Genomic DNA, 18824 nt, shown 5'->3' with positions numbered 1-18824 from the left:
CACATCCGTGATTCACTTTGCAGGAATAACCATGAACCGTACGATGAAACGCTGGACGCTAAACGAAACCGGACGTCAGAATCTTAAACTTACCGAAGCAGAAATCCCGCAGCCCGGCCCGCATGAAGTCCTGGTGCGGGTGAATGCGGTCGCCCTTAACTACCGGGATAAGGTCATTATTGACGGTGGAATGGGTAATGGTATGCCCATGCCTTTCACGCCGGGTTCCGATATGGCCGGCGTGGTGGAAGCCGTCGGGCAGGGAGTGACCCGCTTTCGTCCAGGCGATCGTGTGATCTCCTCTTTTAACGCCGACTGGATAGAGGGCAAGCTGGAAAATAACGCCGCCAACCCGCATTACAACACCCTGGGGTACGCGATACAGGGCGTTCTGGCGGAATACGTGGTGATGAGTGAAGCGTGGCTGGTTGCGGCTCCGCGCACGCTCAACGACGCGCAAGCCAGTACGCTGGTGTGTGCGGGCCTGACCGCGTGGTTTGCGCTCGTGGAGCGCGGCCATCTTCGTGCCGGTGAAAGCGTACTGGTTCAGGGAACGGGCGGCGTGGCGTTGTTTGTCCTGCAGATTGCCAAAGCGATGGGGGCAGAAGTGTTTATTACCTCATCCAGTGACGACAAACTGGCCGCGGCGGCGGCGCTTGGTGCAGACCACGGTATTAACCGCAACAAAGAAGATTGGGTTGAAGCGGTCTATCGTCTGACCCATCAGCGCGGTATCGATCACGTTGTGGATACCGTCGGCGGCCGTCATTTTGCCGATTCCGTTCGCGCGGTGGCCTCACATGGTCGTATCTCGCTCATCGGCATGATGGATACGCACGATACTTCGGCATCGGGGGGATTATTGTTGCTCAAATCACCCACCATTCAGGGGATTGGCGTGGGTCATCGCCGGGCGCTGGAGGACCTGGTTCGTGCTGTTGATACGATCGCGCTGAAACCGGTTATCGATAAATCTTTCCGCTTCGACGAATTGCCGGAGGCGTTGGCATACCTGGATAAAGGCGCGTTTGGCAAAATCGTTATCGAGATTGGCTGATTTTAACGCCGGCTTTCGGTGAGAGCACCGCAATAACGAGATATGGACGATGCAAGGGGGACACGCGCTGACGTGCGCGTGTCCGTCTACTCAGTCACCGCGCTGCGATGCGGTTTTATCCCCACGCTTTGTTTTGGATGACGATTCTATATCCGTCAACATCCACAAATGTCTTCCCGTTTACATCCCAGTAAGGGTTGAATGACCGGGTGATTCTGAAACCGGCATTGACCATTTTTTCGCAAGCGTGGCGCCATTCTTTTTCATCCGGATAATAAAGAACGAGTAAATCCTCTGCGGTATGCAACGGTTGAACCGGATGGTATTCGCAATGAGTGAATTCGATATGCCAGCCTAAGTCTTTCCGGCCTAACATGATTCCGTTAAAACCGTCATGATCGTTGAATTCAGCAATTTTCTGCAGGCCTAGCCCCTGACTGTACATCAGAAAAGACGTTTCAATATCGGTGACGGGTTTGGCAATACGCATATGAGTAAACATCGGGAATGCTCCTGGCGAAGTTACGGCTTGTACGTTGGCATCCCGATGAGTTTACACGTTAACGTGTTTTTGATTTGTCGAGGAGAGCCTGCCAAACTGGCTTAATTGCTGAAACAGGTCGCGAAGATCGCCTCCTGGCGCAGGGTAAAAAGCACCAGGGTGGGGGAGTGATAGCCGTTAATGACCGCAAATTAAGCGATTGCAGATTGATTGATTTCAGCCAGCAACCAATCTTCAAAATAGGCTAATGCTGTTTCATTCACTCCCGTTTCCGCCGGCTTAACCAGACAGAATCTTTTACTCAGATTGTCTGATGCAGGCCAGGGAGAAACCAACAGTCCGCTGTTTAATTCACTTTCAATATACATTCGCGGGATCAGTGCTACGCCTTGTTTCGCCATGACCGCCGCAATGGCCATTTCATGCAAATCAAATCGATCGCCCTGAGTCGGGTTATCAATCATTAAACCACTTTCCCTGGCGTACTGATGCCAGGCGTCCGGGTTCTGTCGGCGGTGAATTCGCGGAAGTTCGTTGAGTTGTTCATCGCTATTCTTATGGGTTAATAGTGTCGGATGACATACGGGAATCAGTTTCTCCTCAAATAGAAACTGTATACGCATACCTGCCCAGGCGGAGTGTTCAAAATGAACGGCAGCATCAAAACCGCTACCAGATAAGATAAAAGGATCGGTTCTGGCCGCAATGTTTAATGTTATCCCTGGGTGCAACGATTTAAATTTGTTCAAGCGTGGAATAAGCCATCGACTGGAAAATGTCGGCAGGACAGCAATATCCAGACTTTGACTGCCCTCGGGCATTCCCATGATGTCTTGCGTGTCCCTTTCGAGCCGCTCGAGCGTTTCACGGACCTGATGCGCGTAGCGCGTACCAACAGGATTAAGCTTTACCCGGCTTCCCGTGCGGTCAAATAATCTGCAGTTCAGCAAGGATTCAAGACGTGCAATCTGGCGGCTAATCGCGCCCTCCGTCAGAGCCAGTTCTTCCGCGGCCCGCGCAAAGTTACCGTGTCTTGCGGCGGCTTCAAACGCCTGCAATGAGCTGCTGCTGGGAATTTTTCGACGCATATAAAGGGCCTCTTATACAGGATGCGCAATATACCTTCATTGACTTAATGTCACTACTTAATGACATATTATCGATTTTAAGCCGTAAAATCAGCGGGTAGCATGAGTAAAAATCATTAAGCGGGTGCAAGCCGCCTGCGGTCACTCATGCGGAGAACCCGTGATGTTCTATATCGTCGAATGCTCATACAGCGATCCTCAAAGCGAAGCCGAATGGAATGCGTTTTACAGCCAGATAAAGCTCCCCGCGTTAATCTCGGTTAACGGCTTCACCACCTCTCAGCGCTTTCGCGCGGTGACATTGGGTTGCCCGGTTTATCTGGCCATTCACACGGTGAAAAATGCCGAGGTGCTCAACAGTGAGGATTATCGTTTGAAAGGAGGAGGGAATTTCTCTCGTTGGCAAGACTTCATCACCGACTGGCACCGTAACCTCTATACGTGTCGCTACCCGGCGCCGGTCATCTCGACCGAGGAAATATTACTTCTCAGCGCCCAGCCTATAGCGTATTTAACGACGCAACTGGGGTATCCGGTATGGGAAATGCAGGCGGCGGGACTGGATAAATCGCCAGAACATCGTCTGGCCTACGTTGTACCGCATAATATGGCTGCACTGTTCATGAACCTGCCTGGCGTAGACCTCTACGAGGCAATGACACCGCAGTTGCAAAAAAGCGTGAAGATTCTCAAGAACGGGCATCATTAACCTCATGTTGAATCTTACTGTTTATATTTCTGAAATTCAGTCTGCTGAATGATACGCAACAACTCAACCTGAGGTCATTATGCGCGATTCCATTTTTCCTTCCCGACAGATTGGCGATTTTCACGTCACGGCATTAAGTGACGGTAATATGGCCGCCAGTCTGGAATTATTAACAGGCATTGAATTCGCCGATGCGCGCAGTATTCAGCATAATGCCGGAATTGCTGAAGCCGGCGACATCCATATTAACGGCTATCTAATCCGTGGCCGGGGGAGGACTATTCTGGTTGATGCCGGAGCAGGGGCGCTGAACAACGTTGGCGGGCAATTCAAAGCAAACCTTGCCATGGCTGGCGTTAGTACTGATGACGTGGATACCGTCTTATTGACCCACTGTCATCCTGACCATATTGGTGGTTTACTGGATGATGAAAGAAAGCCCGTTTACCCGCGAGCTGAAATCATGCTTCATCCTCTTGAAGCGGAATACTGGTGGGACGACAAAAAATTCAAATTAGCGAATGAGCGTGGACAGCGCAATTTTAATCTGGTTCGTGAGACGTTACGTACTTATACGCATAATGTGCGTTTTTTTAACGCCAATAAAATAGCAGGAGGCATACTGCCTGTCGGGTTGCCGGGGCATACGCCCGGTCATAGCGGATTCCGCATTGATTCAGCTGAACAATGCTTATTAATATGGGGAGATATTGTGCATTATCCTCATATTCAGTCCGCGCAACCGACCGTTTCTATCATGTTTGACTGCGATTCCGCTCAGGCTGAAGCAACACGGAAAAAGATCCTCGAGCAGGCCGTCAGGGAAAAACTCCTCGTTGCAGGCATGCACCTGGGCAGGGCCGGGTTTGCAAACGTCTATCGCGCGGGGAGTGGGTATCGTATTTCCTACGCTGAAGATGAATGAGAATGTCAGAATAACCCCTTATTCATTCGCGCCAGGCTCTACAACCACGGCTGTTCCAGCCTACAGGCAGCCACTGCCTGTAGGCCTGACAAGCGAATCGCCCCAAATCAGGCACCGGATAAGCCTGGGCCTTCCATCGTTAGATTCTGTGTAACAGTATATTCAGCATACGACGCAGCGGCTCTGCGGCCCCCCAAAGCAGCTGATCGCCGACCGTCAGCACCGAGTAGATAGGATCGTTGTTCAGCGCCATCTTCTTAAAGCGACCAATACCCACCTGAAGGGAACCGCTGATGTGGGCAGGGGTTAATTGCGTCACGCTTGCCTCCTTATTGTTTGGCACATAGTTCACCCACGGATGGGAATGCGTCACCAACGCTTCAAACTCGGCTTCACTGACCTCGCGCTTGAGTTTCAGCGTGATCGCCGCGCTATGGCAGCGAATCACGCCAACACGAATGCACAAACCGTTGACGGGGATAGTCCCCGCAGGAAGGCCCAGGATTTTGTTGGTTTCCGCTTCACCTTTCCATTCTTCCCGGCTGTTTCCATCGCCTAAGTCGCTGTCTATCCACGGGATAATGCTGCCCATCAGCGGTGCGCCAAAGTTGTCGATGGGCATCTTATCGCTGCGAATCAACTCGCTCACTTTGTTGACCAAAGGCAGCACCGAACCTGGATTTTCCAGCTCGTCGGTAGACAAATGCTGGCTGATATAAGCGCTTTGTGCGATAAGCTCCCGAACATGTTTGGCTCCCGCGCCGGAAGCTGACTGGTAGGTCATGACGCTCATCCATTCTATCAGGTCAGCGTCGATCAAACCGGCCAGCCCCATCAGACTTAATGTAATAGAGCAGTTACCGCCGACAAAAAGTTTAATCCCATCTTTGACTGCACGGTCGATATTATTACGGTTAACGGGGTCAAGAATAATGCAGGCTTTGTCATCCATGCGCAGCGCTGAAGCGGCATCAATCCAGTAGCCTTTCCAGCCATATTCAAGCAGGACGGGATAAATAGCCTTGGTATAATCACCGCCCTGACAGGTAATGATAATATCCATTTCGGCGAGCGCCTCAATAGAATGCGCATCCTTCAGGGTATAGCGGATGCCATCAATAGCTGGCCCGTGCCCACCTGCACTGGAGGTGCTAAAGAAATGAGCAGAAATCCCATTAAAATCATTCTCCTCCAGCATTCTCTGAAGCAAAACAGAACCCACCATCCCACGCCAACCAATAATGCCAACCTGCGTCATTTATTTAACCTTAATGATGTTGTTGAAATGTTAAACTCGAGGGGGATTTATATCTTATCTATAAAACATCGTCATCAAGGGAAGTGAAAAAAAACGCTTTAATAAGAATGTTTCATCGGGGGTTAGTAAAAATAATGAAAGGGCAATGACACAAATAGAAAAGGCGTTAATCTCAGAATGTAGAGATGATGAATATCCATCTGGCGGCTAAAAAAATGGCCTCATCGCTGAGGCCATTCGGTGCTGCCCATTATTTTTTCTTCTCACCCAGCGTCGGCGTCTCATCGAAAAAGTTCCACGGTTTCAGCAAGGCGTGGGCCCATTCGGTTGGCATAATCGGCCACTCTTCGGCGCGCGCCACGTGGGTGGTGCCGGTAGTGATCCACACCACGTCATCCTGGTTGTTCAGCGATTCGTCATCTTTCGCGTACTGACCGAGGCCTGTATCGTGCACCGAACGGTTCGGGTATTTGCCTTCCGGATAGCGCTCTTCCTGGTGATAGCGGGTGACCCACAGCTGTTTATCCATAAAGCTCAGACGGTGGTAAATCCATTCGTCCGGGGCAAACTTCGCGCCGGTTGCAGCCGGGTGGGTACCACCGGCATAAGGGATAATCTGATACGAAATCGGGTTCCCCATCCGATTCTCTTTGGTGGTATTGCTCAGCAGGCGAATGGTGCCTGGATCGAATTTCTGCGCCGCTTTCTGCTCAGATTCAATCGTATATTGATTCACCTGCATCGTGCTGGTACGTGGGCCGCCAGAGGTGTTCGGCTTCACTTCCGGGTCCATCGCCACCAGGGTGTTATTTTCGCCATCCACGTCAAGATCGAGGCGGAAGTTATAAATATGCTGGTGGGTGGTGCCGACGATATTGTGGTCGATCAGCGTACCGTAGCGGGTGTCATCTTTGGCGCTTGGGTCATGCATGGTCTTCGCCTTCACGCCTTTGACCGCCTCAATACCGGTCGCCCCGGCGTCAATACCGATGGTGCCGTTTTCGTGGAACACCCAGTCGAAGATGTAGTCGTAGTTACCGACGGTGCTAATCCAGCGGACCACCAGTTCACGACGCTCGGTGCTGACGTTCGGCTGACCCATTTCCTGGTGCTTATATTCCGGCCCGGCGTAGCGTTCGAAAATGGCGACTGCACGTGGGATGGTGGTCGGTGCGCCCGTGTAGTCAGCGATAGTTTCATCCAACAGCACCGCATTGTTCGGGGCGTCTTTACCGCGCGCGATCGGTGAGGTCAGGGTGCCCATGCCGTAGTCGCCGGAATCCAGGTACGCTTTAAAGTACCAGCCCACGTCCGGGTCGCCGTAAGGCACGATCATCCCGCCCAGCGAGCCTTCGTACATCACCTGGCGCTTGGTGCCGTTATCGTTATAGGTCACGGTGGAGAGAATTGGCCCCACGCGGGAGTTCAGGCGCAGGTGGAAGTCCCAGTTCTGCCAGTGGATCATATCGCCGGTGATGGTGTAGTTTTTGCCTTCCGGCTCGATGATATCCAGCGGTTTCACCGATTTTGCCACACGGTCGCGGCCATCAAACGGACGGGCTTCCATCGGCACTGGGATCACCGGGCCTTCTTCAATCTTGATGATTTTCTTCTGCTCAAGGTCAACGACCGCCACCAGATTTTCGATCGGGTGCGCCCAGTAGTTGCCGTCGCCGGTATCCAGATAGCTCACTACTTTCAGCAGGCGCGCGTCCTGCTTCAGGCCGTCTTTACCGTCGAAGTAACCGACGGTCAGCGGGGTGGTGATGACTTTAGTGGTGTCTTTGATACCGTGTTTCTTCAGTACGTCAGCAAATTCGCTGCTGGCGTTGATGATGTTCTGCACGCTGACGAAGTCGTCGATCAGCACCATGCCGTGCGCGTCTTTAATCGGTTTCCAGGAGAGGACTTTTTTGTTTTGCAGGTCAACCACGGCTTCAATCACGTGCTTACCGTCCAGCATTACCACATCAGCGGTGCGCGGAGTATTAACCGGGGTACCCTTTAACGCAAACGCCCAAACCGCCTTTTTGTCCGGCTCGTGCAGGGAAATTTCGGTGAAGCGGGTGTTCGGCTGGAACTCTGGCGCGGCCTTCACGATGGTGACCGCTTCGCTGATTTCAGCAGAAGAGAGCGAGTTCAGCGGGTGCGGCACTTTCTCTACCTGGAAGGTTTGATCGAGGCCCGACTGGAAAACGTCGTTAATAAAGGTATCGGACACCCACGCTTTACCGTCTTTCATCACCACCGGCACCTGCAGGTTCAGGGTTTTGCCGTTGACGATGGCGGTTTTGGCGCCCGGTTTTACCTTCACGAACGCCCCGTCTTTGATCAGGGTGTACATCTGCGCGTAGTCATCCCACTGAACGTCCGCGCCGAAATCCTGCAGGGTTTTGTCCATCGGAACCATATGCGCTTCGCCACCGTGGGCGAATGCCGGAGCTTGCCAGGCGCAGAACAGGGCGACGGCCAGCGCCAGCGCTGTTTTACGGTTTGAACGAATCGAGCCTTTTGACATTGTGACCTCATTTTATCGTTATGTTGTGCCTTGCCGCTGCTACTTCGGCTTCAGTCTCTTACCCTAACAGCCGATCGTCACGCAGCGTTTGCTTGCGCTTGCCAGGTTGTTTGTCAGTTTTGCCAGTTACAAAAAATGCCTCCGCGGAGGCATGAATGCTTATGTTGCCGGATGGCGGCGTGAACGCCTTATCCGGCCTACGTAAGTTTTGTAGGCCTGATAAGCGAAGCACCATCAGGCTTGCGCCACCGCTTACGCCGGGAAATCCCCGTGCTGACGCGCGACCAATGTCAGAATGGAATACAGCGCCACCGCCTGCTGATGCTGGTTGAAAATCTCCACCGCCCATTCCACCACGCCGGTGGCTTTCTCTTCGGCGTTGCGCTGGCGTTTGACCGTTTTACGTTTGCAGGTTAGACGTACCTGGATGGTATCGCCCGGTTTAACCGGCTCGATAAAGCGCAGGTTTTCCATGCCGTAGTTGGCGATGACCGGGCCGACGCCCGCGTCAACAAACAGACCGGCCGCCGCGGAAATCAGGAAGTAACCGTGCACCACGCGCTCGCCGAAAATGGAATCTGCCGCCGCAATCTTGTCCATATGGGCATAGAAATGGTCGCCGCTGAGGCAGGCAAAGTTCACGATATCCGCTTCGGTTAAGGTACGACGCGGGGTCAGCAGGCTATCGCCCGGCTGGATCTCTTCGAAGTATTTACGGAACGGGTGAATACGGTCTTCCACCACCTGCGCGCCGCGTACCCACTGCTGGCTGACGGCAGCCAGCATGGTGGGGCTGCCCTGAATTGCGGTGCGCTGCATATAGTGTTTCACCGCCCGCAGGCCGCCCAACTCCTCACCGCCGCCCGCACGTCCCGGGCCGCCGTGTACCAGCTGCGGCAGCGGGGAACCATGGCCTGTCGATTCCGCCGAGGACTCTTCGTTCAGCACCTGAATACGCCCGTGAGCGCGGGCCGCACCGAGGATAAACTCACGCGCCAGCTCGCCGCTTGCCGTGACCAGCGTGCCTGCCAGGCTGCCTTCACCGGCACGTGCCAGCGCCAACGCATGTTCGGTATTCTGATACGGCATCAGGGTGGCTACCGGGCCAAAGGCCTCAATGGCATGCACCGCAGAAACTTCATCCGGCTGTGCGCAGAACAGCAGCGTGGGTGGGAAGAACGCTCCGGCGGCGCGGAGATCCGCTTTACCGCCCAGCAGCACCTCGCATCCCGCTTCCACCAGGCGGTTAACGTTGTCCTGCACGTCCTGACGCTGCTCGTGATTGACCAGCGCGCCCATCTTCACGCCTTCCTGCACCGGATCGCCGACCACCACTTTTTGCAGACGCGCAATCAGCGCCTCGCTCACCGCTTTTACCTGCGCCTGCGGCACGATAATGCGGCGGATAGCGGTACATTTCTGCCCGGCCTTGGTGGTCATCTCGCGCACCACTTCACGAATAAACAGCGCAAATTCCGGCTGCTCCGGGGTGACATCGTTGCCCAGCACGCAGCAGTTTAGCGAGTCCGCTTCCATGGTGAAGGGGACAGACTTCGCCACCAGATTCGGATGCACGCGCAGCTGCTGCCCGGTATGCGCCGAGCCGGTAAAGGTCACCACGTCCTGGCTGTCGAGATGGTCGAGCAGGTCGCCCGCGCCGCCGCAGATAAGGCTAATCGCGCCGTTCGGTACCAGGCCGCTGTCGATAATCGCTTTTACCATCGCCTGGGTCAGTTGGGCGGTAGCGGTCGCTGGCTTGATGATCGCCGGCATCCCGGCAAGCCAGGTCGGCGCCAGCTTCTCTAACATGCCCCAGCAAGGGAAGTTAAAGGCGTTGATGTGTACCGCCACGCCGGATTTCGACGTCAGCACGTGGCGCGCGGCAAAGCCGCCCTGTTTGGAGAGCGGGATTAACTCGTCTTCCGGCCACAGCACGTCGTCCGGCAGCTCGCGACCACCGAGGCTGGCATAGGTGAACAGGGTGCCAATACCGCCTTCGATATCCACCCAGCTATCGCCGCGCGTCGCGCCGGTTTCGGCGGAGATGGCGTAGAAGTCAGCCTTCCGTTCCATCAGATGTTTGGCGACCGCTTTTAGCATCGCGCTGCGCTCAATAAAGGTCATCGCCTGAAGCGCTTTGCCGCCGTGCTCAATGGCGAAGCGGCGCGCCTGCGCCATATCCAACCCTTCGCTTGTGACTTCCCAGAGCGGTTCACCGCTGATGGCGTGATGAATGGTGCGGCTACGGCCACGGCCGGTTTGCCAGGTGCCGGATAAATAGCTAGCGAGCTGTTGCATCGTCAATCTCCAGATGTGTTCCTTAATCTTGTTATAGATAGTTCTTTTATGAATCATAAAATGCAAGCGAGATTTTAATATTTTATTAACAATGCGATCGCAGGCACTTTACCTTTATTGATTATGGTTCTGTTTTTATTCGTTTATTTAAAAGGCTTTGCGGTATGCATCACAAAAATCACAAACAAAATTTGTGGTTTTGTTTAACCTGAATGTAACTTTTAGAAAACAAAATGATTCACAAAAATTGATTTGTTGAATTTATCGGAATCATAAGGTGATGACGTGACAGAAGAACAACGCTTTGACCAGCGCATTGCGCAGGAAACAGCCATTGAACCGCAGGACTGGATGCCGGAGGCGTACCGCAAGACGCTGATCCGCCAGATTGGTCAGCATGCGCACTCGGAAATTGTCGGCATGCTGCCGGAAGGCAACTGGATCACCCGCGCCCCCACGCTTCGCCGTAAAGCGATTCTGCTGGCGAAGGTGCAGGACGAAGCCGGGCATGGCCTCTATCTCTATAGCGCGGCGGAAACCCTCGGCTGCGCGCGTGAAGACCTCTATCAGAAGATGCTCGACGGGCAGATGAAGTACTCCTCCATCTTTAACTACCCGACGCTCACCTGGGCGGATATCGGCGTGATCGGCTGGCTGGTCGACGGCGCGGCGATCGTCAACCAGGTGGCGCTGTGCCGCACCTCCTACGGCCCGTATGCCCGGGCGATGGTCAAAATCTGCAAAGAAGAGAGCTTCCACCAGCGTCAGGGCTTTGAAGCCTGTATGGCGCTGGCGGCGGGCAGTGAAGAGCAGCGTCAGATGCTACAGGACGCCATCAACCGCTTCTGGTGGCCAGCGTTAATGATGTTCGGGCCGAGCGATGACAACTCGCCGAACAGCGCCCGCAGCATGGCGTGGAAGATCAAACTGCATTCCAACGATGAACTGCGTCAGCGCTTCGTCGACAACACCGTCCCACAGGTCGAGATCCTCGGCATGAAGGTGCCGGACGCCGATCTGACGTTTGACGAAACTACCGGTCACTATCGCTACGGCGAAATCGACTGGCAGGAACTCAACGAAGTCATCAGCGGCCGCGGCATCTGTAACCACGAACGTCTGGGCGCCAAGCGCAAAGCCTGGGAAGAGGGGGCATGGGTGCGCGAAGCCGCGCTGGCGCATGCCGAAAAACAACGCGCTCGCGATGCCGCCTGAGGAGAAAAAGAATGAGCAAAACATACTGGCCGTTATACGAAGTGTTTGTCCGCAGCAAACAGGGGCTGTCGCACCGTCACGTGGGCAGTCTGCACGCCGCCGACGATCGGATGGCGCTGGAAAACGCCCGTGATGTCTACACCCGCCGCAGCGAAGGCTGTTCTATCTGGGTGGTGAAGGCGAGCGAAATCGTCGCCTCGCAGCCGGAAGCGCGCGGTGAGTTCTTCGATCCCGCCGAGAGCAAGGTCTACCGCCACCCGACGTTCTACACCGTGCCGGACGGCATGGAACATATGTGAGGCAACGATGAACATGCAAAACCCCGTTGCAACCTATGCGCTGCGTCTCGGCGATAACGGCCTGGTGCTGGCCCAACGTTTAGGCGCCTGGTGTGGCCATGCGCCGGAGCTGGAAATTGACCTGGCGCTGGCCAATATCGGCCTCGACCTTCTCGGTCAGGCGCGCAATTTCCTGAGCTATGCCGCCGAACTGAACGGCAGCGGCGACGAAGACACGCTGGCCTTTGGCCGCCACGAACGTCAGTTCAGCAACGTGCTGCTGGTCGAGCAGCCGAACGGCAATTTCGCCGACACCATCGCCCGTCAGTTCTTTATGGATGCCTGGCACGTGGCGCTGTTCAGCCGTCTGGTGAACAGCCGTGACGCGCAGATTGCCGCTATCGCCGCCAAAGGGCTGAAAGAAGTGCGTTATCACCTGCGCTTTAGCCGCGGTTGGCTGGAGCGTCTGGGCAACGGCACCGACTACTCCACGCAGTTAATGCAGCAGGCGGTCAACAACCTGTGGCGCTTCACCGGCGAGCTGTTTATGGCCGACGAGCTGGATATCAGCCTGAGCGAGCAGGGCATCGCCGTTGATCCCCGCGAATTGCAGGCCGAATGGCAAACGACGGTGCACACCGCGCTGCTCGACGCGGGCCTGCACATTCCTGAAGAAGCACCGTTCCGTCGCGGCGGCAAACAGGGGCTGCACAGTGAACATCTCGGCCCGATGCTGGCAGAGATGCAGTATTTACAGCGGTCGTATCCCGGCCAGCAGTGGTAGCAGGAGGTGGCTATGCAACGTCTCGCCGCAATCGCGCCCCCGGAAGTGCGTACCGTCTGGGGATTATTAAGCGCCATTCCAGACCCGGAAGTCCCGGTGCTGACCATTACCGACCTCGGCATGGTGCGCCGCGTGGAGCGTCACGGCGACGGCTGGGTGATTGGCTTTACGCCGACCTACTCAGGTTGCCCGGCCACCGAACATCTGCTGGGTGAAATTCGCACGGTGATGGCGGAGCACGGCTATACGCCTGTGCATATCGTATTGCAGCTTGACCCGCCGTGGACCACCGACTGGATGAGCCCGGATGCCCGCGAGCGTCTGCGTCAGTACGGTATCAGCCCGCCGCAGGCCCACGCCTGCCATGCCGCCGAACTGCCGAAGGATGTGGTGTGCCCGCGCTGCGGCAGCACCCATACCTCGCTGCTTAGCGAATTCGGTTCCACGGCCTGTAAAGCGCTGTACCGCTGCGACAGCTGCCGTGAACCCTTTGATTACTTTAAATGTATTTGAGGCTGCGATGACAACATTTCATTCGCTTACCGTGGCAAAGGTTGAACCGGAAACGCGTGATTCGGTCACCATTACCTTTGCCATTCCCGACGCGCTGCGTAGCGTTTACGCCTTCCGTCCGGGCCAGCATTTGACGCTGAAAACCCGCCTCGGCGGGGAAGAGTTACGCCGCTGCTACTCCATCTGCCGCAGCCGCTCGCCGTCTGAAATCAGCGTGGCGGTCAAAGCCATCGACGGCGGCCGTTTCTCTCGCTATGCCCAGAGCGATATTCAGCAGGGCATGGAGCTTGAGGTAATGGTGCCGCAGGGTCACTTCGGCTACCAGCCGCAGGCCGAACGCGAAGCCGAGTATCTGGCGATTGCCGCCGGTTCCGGTATTACGCCGATGATGGCGATTATTGAAGCGACGCTCGCCACCGAACCGGCGAGCCAGTTCACCCTGATCTACGGCAACCGCAGCAGCCACAGCATGATGTTCCGTCAGGCGCTGGCCGACCTGAAAGACCGCTACCCGCAGCGTTTGCAGGTGGTGCATCTGTTCAGCCAGGAGTCGATGGATAGCGACCTGTTACAAGGGCGCATCGACGGTGAGAAGCTGCACGCGTTCGGCAAAACCCTGCTCGATTTCAGCCGCTTTGACGAAGCCTTTATCTGTGGCCCGTCGGCGATGATGGACGAAGCCGAAGCGGCGCTGCGAGAACTGGGCGTGCCGGAAAAATCCATTCACCTCGAACGCTTTAATACGCCGGGCACCAGCGTGAAACGCGCCACCGGCGTGCAGGCGGAAGGCCGCACGGTCACTCTCCGTCAGGATGGACGCGATCGCCTGATTTCGCTGAGCGCCGAAGATGACAGCATCCTCGACGCGGCGCTGCGTCAGGGGGCGGACCTGCCCTTCGCCTGTAAAGGCGGCGTCTGCGCCACCTGTAAATGCAAGGTGGTGAGCGGTGAAGTGGCGATGGCCGCCAACTACAGCCTCGAAGCCGATGAAGTGGCGGCGGGCTACGTACTGAGCTGCCAGGCGCTGCCAACCAGCGGCGACGTGGTGGTTGATTTTGACGCGCGGGGGATGGCATGAGCGAACTGCTGATTACCCGTCACGACCGCGTGCTGCAACTGACCCTGAACCGCCCGCAGGCGCGTAACGCGCTGAACAACGCGCTGCTGACGCAGATTGCAGACGCGCTGGAAAGCGCGGCGGCGGACGCCAGCATCCGCGTTTGTGTGATTAGCGGCAACCCGCGTTATTTCGCCGCCGGTGCCGATCTCAACGAAATGGCGGAAAAAGACCTGCCCGCCACCTTCGACGATATTCGTCCGCGTCTGTGGGCGCGTATCGATGCTTTCAACAAACCGCTGATTGCAGTGGTGAATGGCTACGCGCTGGGCGCGGGCTGCGAGCTGGCGCTGCTGTGCGACCTGGTGATTGCCGGCGATAACGCCCGCTTTGGTCTGCCGGAAATTACCCTCGGCACCATGCCGGGCGCGGGCGGTACGCAGCGTCTTATCCGCAGCGTTGGCAAAGCGCTGGCCAGCCGCATGGTACTGAGCGGCGAAAGCATCGATGCCGAACGCGCCATTCAGGCCGGGCTGGTGAGCGACATTCACCCGGCGAACCTCTCCGATGAATATGCGCTGAAGCTGGCGGCGACCATTGCCCGTCATTCGCCGCTGGCGCTGCGGGCGGCAAAACAGTCGCTGCGTCAGGCGCATGAGGTGGGCTTGCAGGCCGGTCTGGTGCAGGAGCGTCAGCTGTTTACGCTGCTCAGCGGCACGGAAGATCGTCGTGAAGGCGTCAGCGCCTTTTTAGAAAAACGCACACCGGAATTTAAAGGACGCTAATCGTGGACGCATTCATTCTCAGCGAAGTGGAACAGGGCGTAATGACCCTCACCCTGAACCGCCCGGACCGACTCAATAGCTTTAACGACGTGATGCACCAGCAGCTCGCCGACTGCCTGAAACAGGCCGAACGCGACGACACCATTCGCTGCCTGCTGATTACCGGCGCCGGACGCGGCTTTTGCGCCGGACAGGATCTGAACGACCGTAACGTTGACCCGAGCGGCCCCGCGCCGGATCTGGGCATGTCGGTAGAACGCTTTTATAACCCGCTGGTGCGCCGCTTAGCCGCGCTGCCGAAGCCGGTTATCTGCGCCGTCAACGGCGTCGCCGCCGGTGCCGGCGCCACGCTGGCGATGGGCTGCGATATCGTGATTGCCGCACGCTCGGCGAAGTTTGTCATGGCCTTCAGCAAGCTCGGCCTGGTGCCGGACTGCGGCGGAAGCTGGGTACTGCCGCGCGTTGCCGGTCGCGCTCGCGCCGTTGGCCTGCTGATGCTTGGGGATAATCTCAGCGCCGAACAGGCCGCGCAGTGGGGGATGATCTGGCAGGTGGTTGACGATGCCGAGCTGAAAGATACCGCGCTGACCATGGCGCGTCACTTTGCGACCCAGCCGACCTATGGCCTGGGGCTAATTAAGAAAGCCTTACAGCTTTCCGAAACTAACTCGCTGGATCAGCAGCTTGAGCTTGAGCGCGATTACCAGCGCATGGCCGGTCGCAGCGACGACTATCGCGAAGGCGTCAGCGCCTTCCTCGCCAAACGTCCACCACAGTTCAGCGGGAAATAAGCCATGAGCCAGACTCTTCACACCGTCGCGGTGATTGGCGGCGGCACCATGGGGGCCGGGATTGTCGAAGTGGCAGCGAGCGCCGGGCACGCGGTACGGCTGTACGACATTTCCGCCGAGGCCATTACGCGCGCCATCGACGGCATTGCCGAGCGACTGAACGCCCGCGTTAGCCGCGGCAAAATTAGCACTGAACAGGCGCAGGCGCTGCTGGCGCGTATTACGCCGGCAACCGAACTAACGCAGCTTGCCGACGCGCAGCTGGTGATTGAGGCAGCGTCCGAGCGGCTGGAGATTAAAAAGGCGCTGTTCAGCGAGCTGGCAGAGATTTGCTCACCGTCAACGCTGCTGACCAGCAACACCTCGTCCATCTCGATTACCGCCATTGCGGCGGGCATTAAACACCCGGAACGCGTCGCGGGGCTGCACTTCTTTAACCCGGCACCGGTAATGAAACTGGTGGAAGTGGTGAGCGGTCTTGCCACCTCAACGGAAGTGGTTGAGCAACTTTGCCAGTGCGTGACCGCCTGGGGCAAACAGCCGGTACGCTGCCGCTCCACGCCGGGCTTTATCGTTAACCGCGTGGCGCGTCCGTATTACGCCGAAGCCTGGCGCGCGCTGGAAGAGCAGGTGGCGTCAGCGGAGGTGATTGATGCCGCGCTGCGCGACGGCGGCGGTTTCCCGATGGGGCCGCTGGCGCTGACCGACCTTATCGGCCAGGACGTGAACTTTGCCGTGACCTGTTCGGTGTTTAACGCCTTCTGGCAGGACCGCCGTTTTCTCCCGTCGTTGCTGCAACAGGAGCTGGCGCTGGCGGGGCGTCTGGGTAAGAAAAGCGGCCACGGCGTCTATCGCTGGCCGCTGGAGAATCAGCCTGAACCGGCGCTCGCTGCCGTCTCTGCTGACCGCGCGGCGAAAATGGTTAAAAGTGACGTTGTCACAGAGTTAGACAATGTACTGCTGCTGGAAACGACCGGTGAAACCGCGCTGGCCTTAAGCGTGCAGCTCCAGCGCCCGGTGGTGGTGTATGACCATGCCGCGAGCGATACCGTCGTGCTGGCAGGCGCGGAAACCAACCCGGACTCCGCCACCGATAAAGCGGTGTACTACTTCCAGCAGCAGGGCAAAAAAGTGCTGCGCATTGCCGACTACCCAGGGCTTCTGGTGTGGCGCACGGTGGCGATGCTGGCGAACGAAGCGCTGGATGCGGTGCAAAAAGGCGTAGCGAACGCCGACGATATCGATACCGCGATGCGTTTAGGAGTGAACTACCCGCGCGGGCCGCTGGCCTGGGGCGAATCGCTCGGCTGGGGACGCGTGCTGCGTCTACTGGAAAACCTACAACAGCACTACGGCGAAGAACGCTATCGCCCCAGTGCGCTGCTGCGCCAGAAGGCGCTGATGGAGATGCGTCATGAGTAACGAAGCCTGGCGCAACGCCCGCGCCATGTACGAAAAAGACACCTGCGCGCAGGCGCTGGGAATTGACATTATCGAGATGGACGACGGCTACGCGCAGATGACGATGACCGTATCGCCCTCGCAGCTGAATGGCCATCAGACCTGCCACGGCGGGCAGCTTTTCACCCTGGCGGATACCGCCTTTGCCTACGCCTGCAACAGCCAGGGGCTGGCGGCGGTGGCTTCAGCTGCCAGCATCGATTTTCTGCGTCCGGCCTTTGCGGGCGAGAAATTAACGGCCACCGCCCGGGTGAAGCAGCAGGGCAAACTGACCGGCGTCTATGACATTGAAATCGTCAATCCGCAGCAAAAAACCGTGGCGCTGTTTCGCGGCAAATCGCACCGCATTGGCGGCACTATTACAGGAGAAGTCTAATGCGTGATGCATTTATTTGTGACGGCATTCGTACCCCGATTGGCCGCTACGGCGGCGCGCTGGCGGGCGTGCGTGCCGACGATCTGGCGGCCATTCCGCTGCGCGAGCTGCTTAGCCGTAACCCGAAGTTAGACCCAACCTGTATCGACGACGTCATTTTCGGCTGCGCCAACCAGGCCGGGGAAGATAACCGTAACGTTGCGCATATGGCGACGCTGCTGGCGGGCTATCCGTACGGCGTTTCCGGCACCACTATTAACCGTCTGTGCGGCTCTGGTCTTGATGCGATTGGCTTCGCCGCCCGAGCCATTAAAGCGGGCGATGCGGACCTGATGATTGCCGGTGGCGTAGAGTCGATGTCCCGCGCGCCGTTCGTGATGGGCAAGGCGACCACGCCATACCAGCGTCAGGCCGAGATGTTCGATACCACCATCGGCTGGCGTTTTGTGAACCCGCTCATGCAGCAACAATTTGGTACTGACAGCATGCCGGAAACGGCAGAGAATGTAGCGGAATTGTTAAGCATCAGCCGGGCCGATCAGGACGCCTTTGCCTACCGCAGCCAGCAGCGCACCGCTGTCGCGCAGCGTGACGGCATTCTGGCGCAGGAAATCGTGCCGGTGCAGATTATCGGCAAAAAGGGCGCGGTTAGCGCGGTGCGTGAAGATGAACATCCTCGTGCGGAAACCACTCTGGAGCAGTTGGCTTCTCTGAAAACGCCGTTTCGTAAGAATGGTGTCGTCACCGCAGGTAACGCCTCCGGCGTCAACGACGGTGCCGCGGCGTTAATTATCGCCAGTGAACAGCAGGCGCATGCACAAGGCCTGACGCCGCGCGCACGCATTGTCGCTATGGCGACGGCTGGCGTTGAGCCGAAGTATATGGGGCTGGGACCGGTGCCGGCGGTGCGTAAAGTGCTGGAGCGCGCCGGGCTGAATATTCACGATATGGACGTGATTGAACTCAACGAGGCTTTTGCCGCCCAGGCGCTGGGCGTGCTCAGACAGCTTGGATTGGCGGACGACGCGGCGCATGTCAATCCCAATGGTGGCGCCATCGCCTTAGGCCATCCGTTGGGCATGAGCGGCGCGCGGCTGGCGCTGGCTGCGACGCTGGAGCTGGAACGACGCAATGGACGCTATGCGCTGTGTACGATGTGTATTGGCGTGGGTCAGGGCATTGCCATGATCCTCGAGCGAGTGTGAGCTA

At 57.1% G+C, this 18824-nt stretch carries 18 protein-coding genes; 13 read left to right on the top strand and 5 right to left on the bottom strand.

The annotated features are described in order from the left end of the window. The first annotated feature begins 31 nt into the window (after positions 1-31). Positions 32-1057, top strand: coding sequence for a zinc-dependent alcohol dehydrogenase family protein (locus ABTW00_RS11965; RefSeq protein WP_433635808.1), 1026 nt, complete (start codon positions 32-34; stop codon positions 1055-1057). A 115-nt stretch (positions 1058-1172) separates the two neighbouring features. Here the strand turns inward: ABTW00_RS11965 and ABTW00_RS11960 are convergent, their stop codons facing one another. Both ABTW00_RS11960 and ABTW00_RS11955 read right to left on the bottom strand, forming a co-directional pair. Then, positions 1173-1559 carry a VOC family protein gene (locus tag ABTW00_RS11960; RefSeq protein WP_433635807.1) on the bottom strand — a complete coding sequence of 129 codons (387 nt, stop codon included), beginning with the start codon at positions 1557-1559 and terminating at the stop codon, positions 1173-1175. A 191-nt stretch (positions 1560-1750) separates the two neighbouring features. Further along, the gene (locus ABTW00_RS11955) at positions 1751-2647 is read right to left on the bottom strand and encodes a LysR substrate-binding domain-containing protein (RefSeq protein ID WP_433635806.1); all 897 of its coding nucleotides are present in this window, start codon (positions 2645-2647) and stop codon (positions 1751-1753) included. Positions 2648-2810: 163 nt separating this feature from the next. Here ABTW00_RS11955 and ABTW00_RS11950 point away from each other — a divergent pair, with 163 nt between their 5' ends. Next, positions 2811-3356, top strand: coding sequence for a sugar ABC transporter (locus tag ABTW00_RS11950; RefSeq protein ID WP_433635805.1), 546 nt, complete (start codon positions 2811-2813; stop codon positions 3354-3356). A gap of 79 nt (positions 3357-3435) precedes the next feature. Next, positions 3436-4281 (top strand): MBL fold metallo-hydrolase, encoded by an 846-nt coding sequence (locus ABTW00_RS11945; protein ID WP_433635804.1) that lies wholly within the window; start codon positions 3436-3438, stop codon positions 4279-4281. Positions 4282-4420: 139 nt separating this feature from the next. On the opposite strand, the gene asd is transcribed toward ABTW00_RS11945, so the two are convergent. The 3 genes from asd to paaZ form a co-directional block, all read right to left on the bottom strand. Further along, positions 4421-5539, bottom strand: coding sequence for an aspartate-semialdehyde dehydrogenase (gene asd, locus ABTW00_RS11940; RefSeq protein WP_433635803.1), 1119 nt, complete (start codon positions 5537-5539; stop codon positions 4421-4423). Between the two features lie 250 nt (positions 5540-5789). Beyond that, a complete protein-coding gene (tynA, locus tag ABTW00_RS11935) occupies positions 5790-8057 on the bottom strand; it encodes a primary-amine oxidase (RefSeq protein WP_433635802.1) in 2268 nt (755 codons plus the stop codon). 252 nt (positions 8058-8309) lie between these two features. Beyond that, positions 8310-10355 (bottom strand): phenylacetic acid degradation bifunctional protein PaaZ, encoded by a 2046-nt coding sequence (gene paaZ / locus ABTW00_RS11930; RefSeq protein WP_433635801.1) that lies wholly within the window; start codon positions 10353-10355, stop codon positions 8310-8312. Positions 10356-10640: 285 nt separating this feature from the next. Here paaZ and paaA point away from each other — a divergent pair, with 285 nt between their 5' ends. Genes paaA through pcaF form a run of 10 tightly spaced genes read left to right on the top strand, consistent with a single transcriptional unit; the run spans position 10641 to position 18820 of the window. Further along, complete coding sequence (gene paaA / locus ABTW00_RS11925) at positions 10641-11570, top strand: 1,2-phenylacetyl-CoA epoxidase subunit PaaA (protein ID WP_065356980.1); 930 nt, start codon at positions 10641-10643, stop codon at positions 11568-11570. Positions 11571-11581: 11 nt separating this feature from the next. Continuing rightward, positions 11582-11869, top strand: a complete 288-nt coding sequence (paaB, locus tag ABTW00_RS11920) for a 1,2-phenylacetyl-CoA epoxidase subunit PaaB (protein ID WP_065356981.1) — start codon at positions 11582-11584, stop codon at positions 11867-11869. A 7-nt stretch (positions 11870-11876) separates the two neighbouring features. Continuing rightward, positions 11877-12632, top strand: a complete 756-nt coding sequence (paaC, locus tag ABTW00_RS11915) for a 1,2-phenylacetyl-CoA epoxidase subunit PaaC (RefSeq protein ID WP_433635800.1) — start codon at positions 11877-11879, stop codon at positions 12630-12632. 12 nt (positions 12633-12644) lie between these two features. Further along, entirely contained in the window at positions 12645-13145 is a 501-nt protein-coding gene (paaD, locus tag ABTW00_RS11910) for a 1,2-phenylacetyl-CoA epoxidase subunit PaaD (RefSeq protein ID WP_065356983.1), read from the top strand. Positions 13146-13152: 7 nt separating this feature from the next. Continuing rightward, entirely contained in the window at positions 13153-14223 is a 1071-nt protein-coding gene (gene paaE, locus ABTW00_RS11905) for a 1,2-phenylacetyl-CoA epoxidase subunit PaaE (RefSeq protein WP_433635799.1), read from the top strand. Further along, a complete protein-coding gene (gene paaF / locus ABTW00_RS11900) occupies positions 14220-14987 on the top strand; it encodes a 2,3-dehydroadipyl-CoA hydratase PaaF (RefSeq protein ID WP_433635798.1) in 768 nt (255 codons plus the stop codon). The genes paaE and paaF overlap by 4 nt, the downstream gene beginning before the upstream one ends. Positions 14988-14989: 2 nt before the next feature. Next, positions 14990-15778 carry a 2-(1,2-epoxy-1,2-dihydrophenyl)acetyl-CoA isomerase PaaG gene (paaG, locus tag ABTW00_RS11895; RefSeq protein ID WP_433635797.1) on the top strand — a complete coding sequence of 263 codons (789 nt, stop codon included), beginning with the start codon at positions 14990-14992 and terminating at the stop codon, positions 15776-15778. A 3-nt stretch (positions 15779-15781) separates the two neighbouring features. After that, positions 15782-17200 (top strand): 3-hydroxyacyl-CoA dehydrogenase, encoded by a 1419-nt coding sequence (locus ABTW00_RS11890; protein ID WP_433635796.1) that lies wholly within the window; start codon positions 15782-15784, stop codon positions 17198-17200. Continuing rightward, positions 17193-17615, top strand: a complete 423-nt coding sequence (paaI, locus tag ABTW00_RS11885; RefSeq protein WP_065356988.1) for a hydroxyphenylacetyl-CoA thioesterase PaaI — start codon at positions 17193-17195, stop codon at positions 17613-17615. Before ABTW00_RS11890 ends, paaI begins: the two co-directional genes overlap by 8 nt. Further along, positions 17615-18820, top strand: coding sequence for a 3-oxoadipyl-CoA thiolase (pcaF, locus tag ABTW00_RS11880; protein ID WP_433635795.1), 1206 nt, complete (start codon positions 17615-17617; stop codon positions 18818-18820). Before paaI ends, pcaF begins: the two co-directional genes overlap by 1 nt. Positions 18821-18824: the final 4 nt, after the last annotated feature.

The organism is Kluyvera georgiana, from assembly GCF_050990895.1.
Taxonomy (GTDB): Bacteria; Pseudomonadota; Gammaproteobacteria; order Enterobacterales; family Enterobacteriaceae; genus Kluyvera; species Kluyvera georgiana.
The sequence above is the reverse complement of the archived record's forward strand: the minus strand, read 5'-3'. Positions and strand labels throughout refer to the sequence as shown.

What these genes read in the sequence shown, in the direction of transcription:
- ABTW00_RS11965 (WP_433635808.1), top strand. Translation starts at nt 32, where the DNA reads ATGAACCGTACGATGAAACGCTGGACGCTAAACGAAACCGGACGTCAG.
- ABTW00_RS11960 (WP_433635807.1), bottom strand. Translation starts at nt 1,559, where the DNA reads ATGTTTACTCATATGCGTATTGCCAAACCCGTCACCGATATTGAAACG.
- ABTW00_RS11955 (WP_433635806.1), bottom strand. Translation starts at nt 2,647, where the DNA reads ATGCGTCGAAAAATTCCCAGCAGCAGCTCATTGCAGGCGTTTGAAGCC.
- ABTW00_RS11950 (WP_433635805.1), top strand. Translation starts at nt 2,811, where the DNA reads ATGTTCTATATCGTCGAATGCTCATACAGCGATCCTCAAAGCGAAGCC.
- ABTW00_RS11945 (WP_433635804.1), top strand. Translation starts at nt 3,436, where the DNA reads ATGCGCGATTCCATTTTTCCTTCCCGACAGATTGGCGATTTTCACGTC.
- asd (WP_433635803.1), bottom strand. Translation starts at nt 5,539, where the DNA reads ATGACGCAGGTTGGCATTATTGGTTGGCGTGGGATGGTGGGTTCTGTT.
- tynA (WP_433635802.1), bottom strand. Translation starts at nt 8,057, where the DNA reads ATGTCAAAAGGCTCGATTCGTTCAAACCGTAAAACAGCGCTGGCGCTG.
- paaZ (WP_433635801.1), bottom strand. Translation starts at nt 10,355, where the DNA reads ATGCAACAGCTCGCTAGCTATTTATCCGGCACCTGGCAAACCGGCCGT.
- paaB (WP_065356981.1), top strand. Translation starts at nt 11,582, where the DNA reads ATGAGCAAAACATACTGGCCGTTATACGAAGTGTTTGTCCGCAGCAAA.
- paaC (WP_433635800.1), top strand. Translation starts at nt 11,877, where the DNA reads ATGAACATGCAAAACCCCGTTGCAACCTATGCGCTGCGTCTCGGCGAT.
- paaD (WP_065356983.1), top strand. Translation starts at nt 12,645, where the DNA reads ATGCAACGTCTCGCCGCAATCGCGCCCCCGGAAGTGCGTACCGTCTGG.
- paaE (WP_433635799.1), top strand. Translation starts at nt 13,153, where the DNA reads ATGACAACATTTCATTCGCTTACCGTGGCAAAGGTTGAACCGGAAACG.
- paaF (WP_433635798.1), top strand. Translation starts at nt 14,220, where the DNA reads ATGAGCGAACTGCTGATTACCCGTCACGACCGCGTGCTGCAACTGACC.
- ABTW00_RS11890 (WP_433635796.1), top strand. Translation starts at nt 15,782, where the DNA reads ATGAGCCAGACTCTTCACACCGTCGCGGTGATTGGCGGCGGCACCATG.
- paaI (WP_065356988.1), top strand. Translation starts at nt 17,193, where the DNA reads ATGAGTAACGAAGCCTGGCGCAACGCCCGCGCCATGTACGAAAAAGAC.
- pcaF (WP_433635795.1), top strand. Translation starts at nt 17,615, where the DNA reads ATGCGTGATGCATTTATTTGTGACGGCATTCGTACCCCGATTGGCCGC.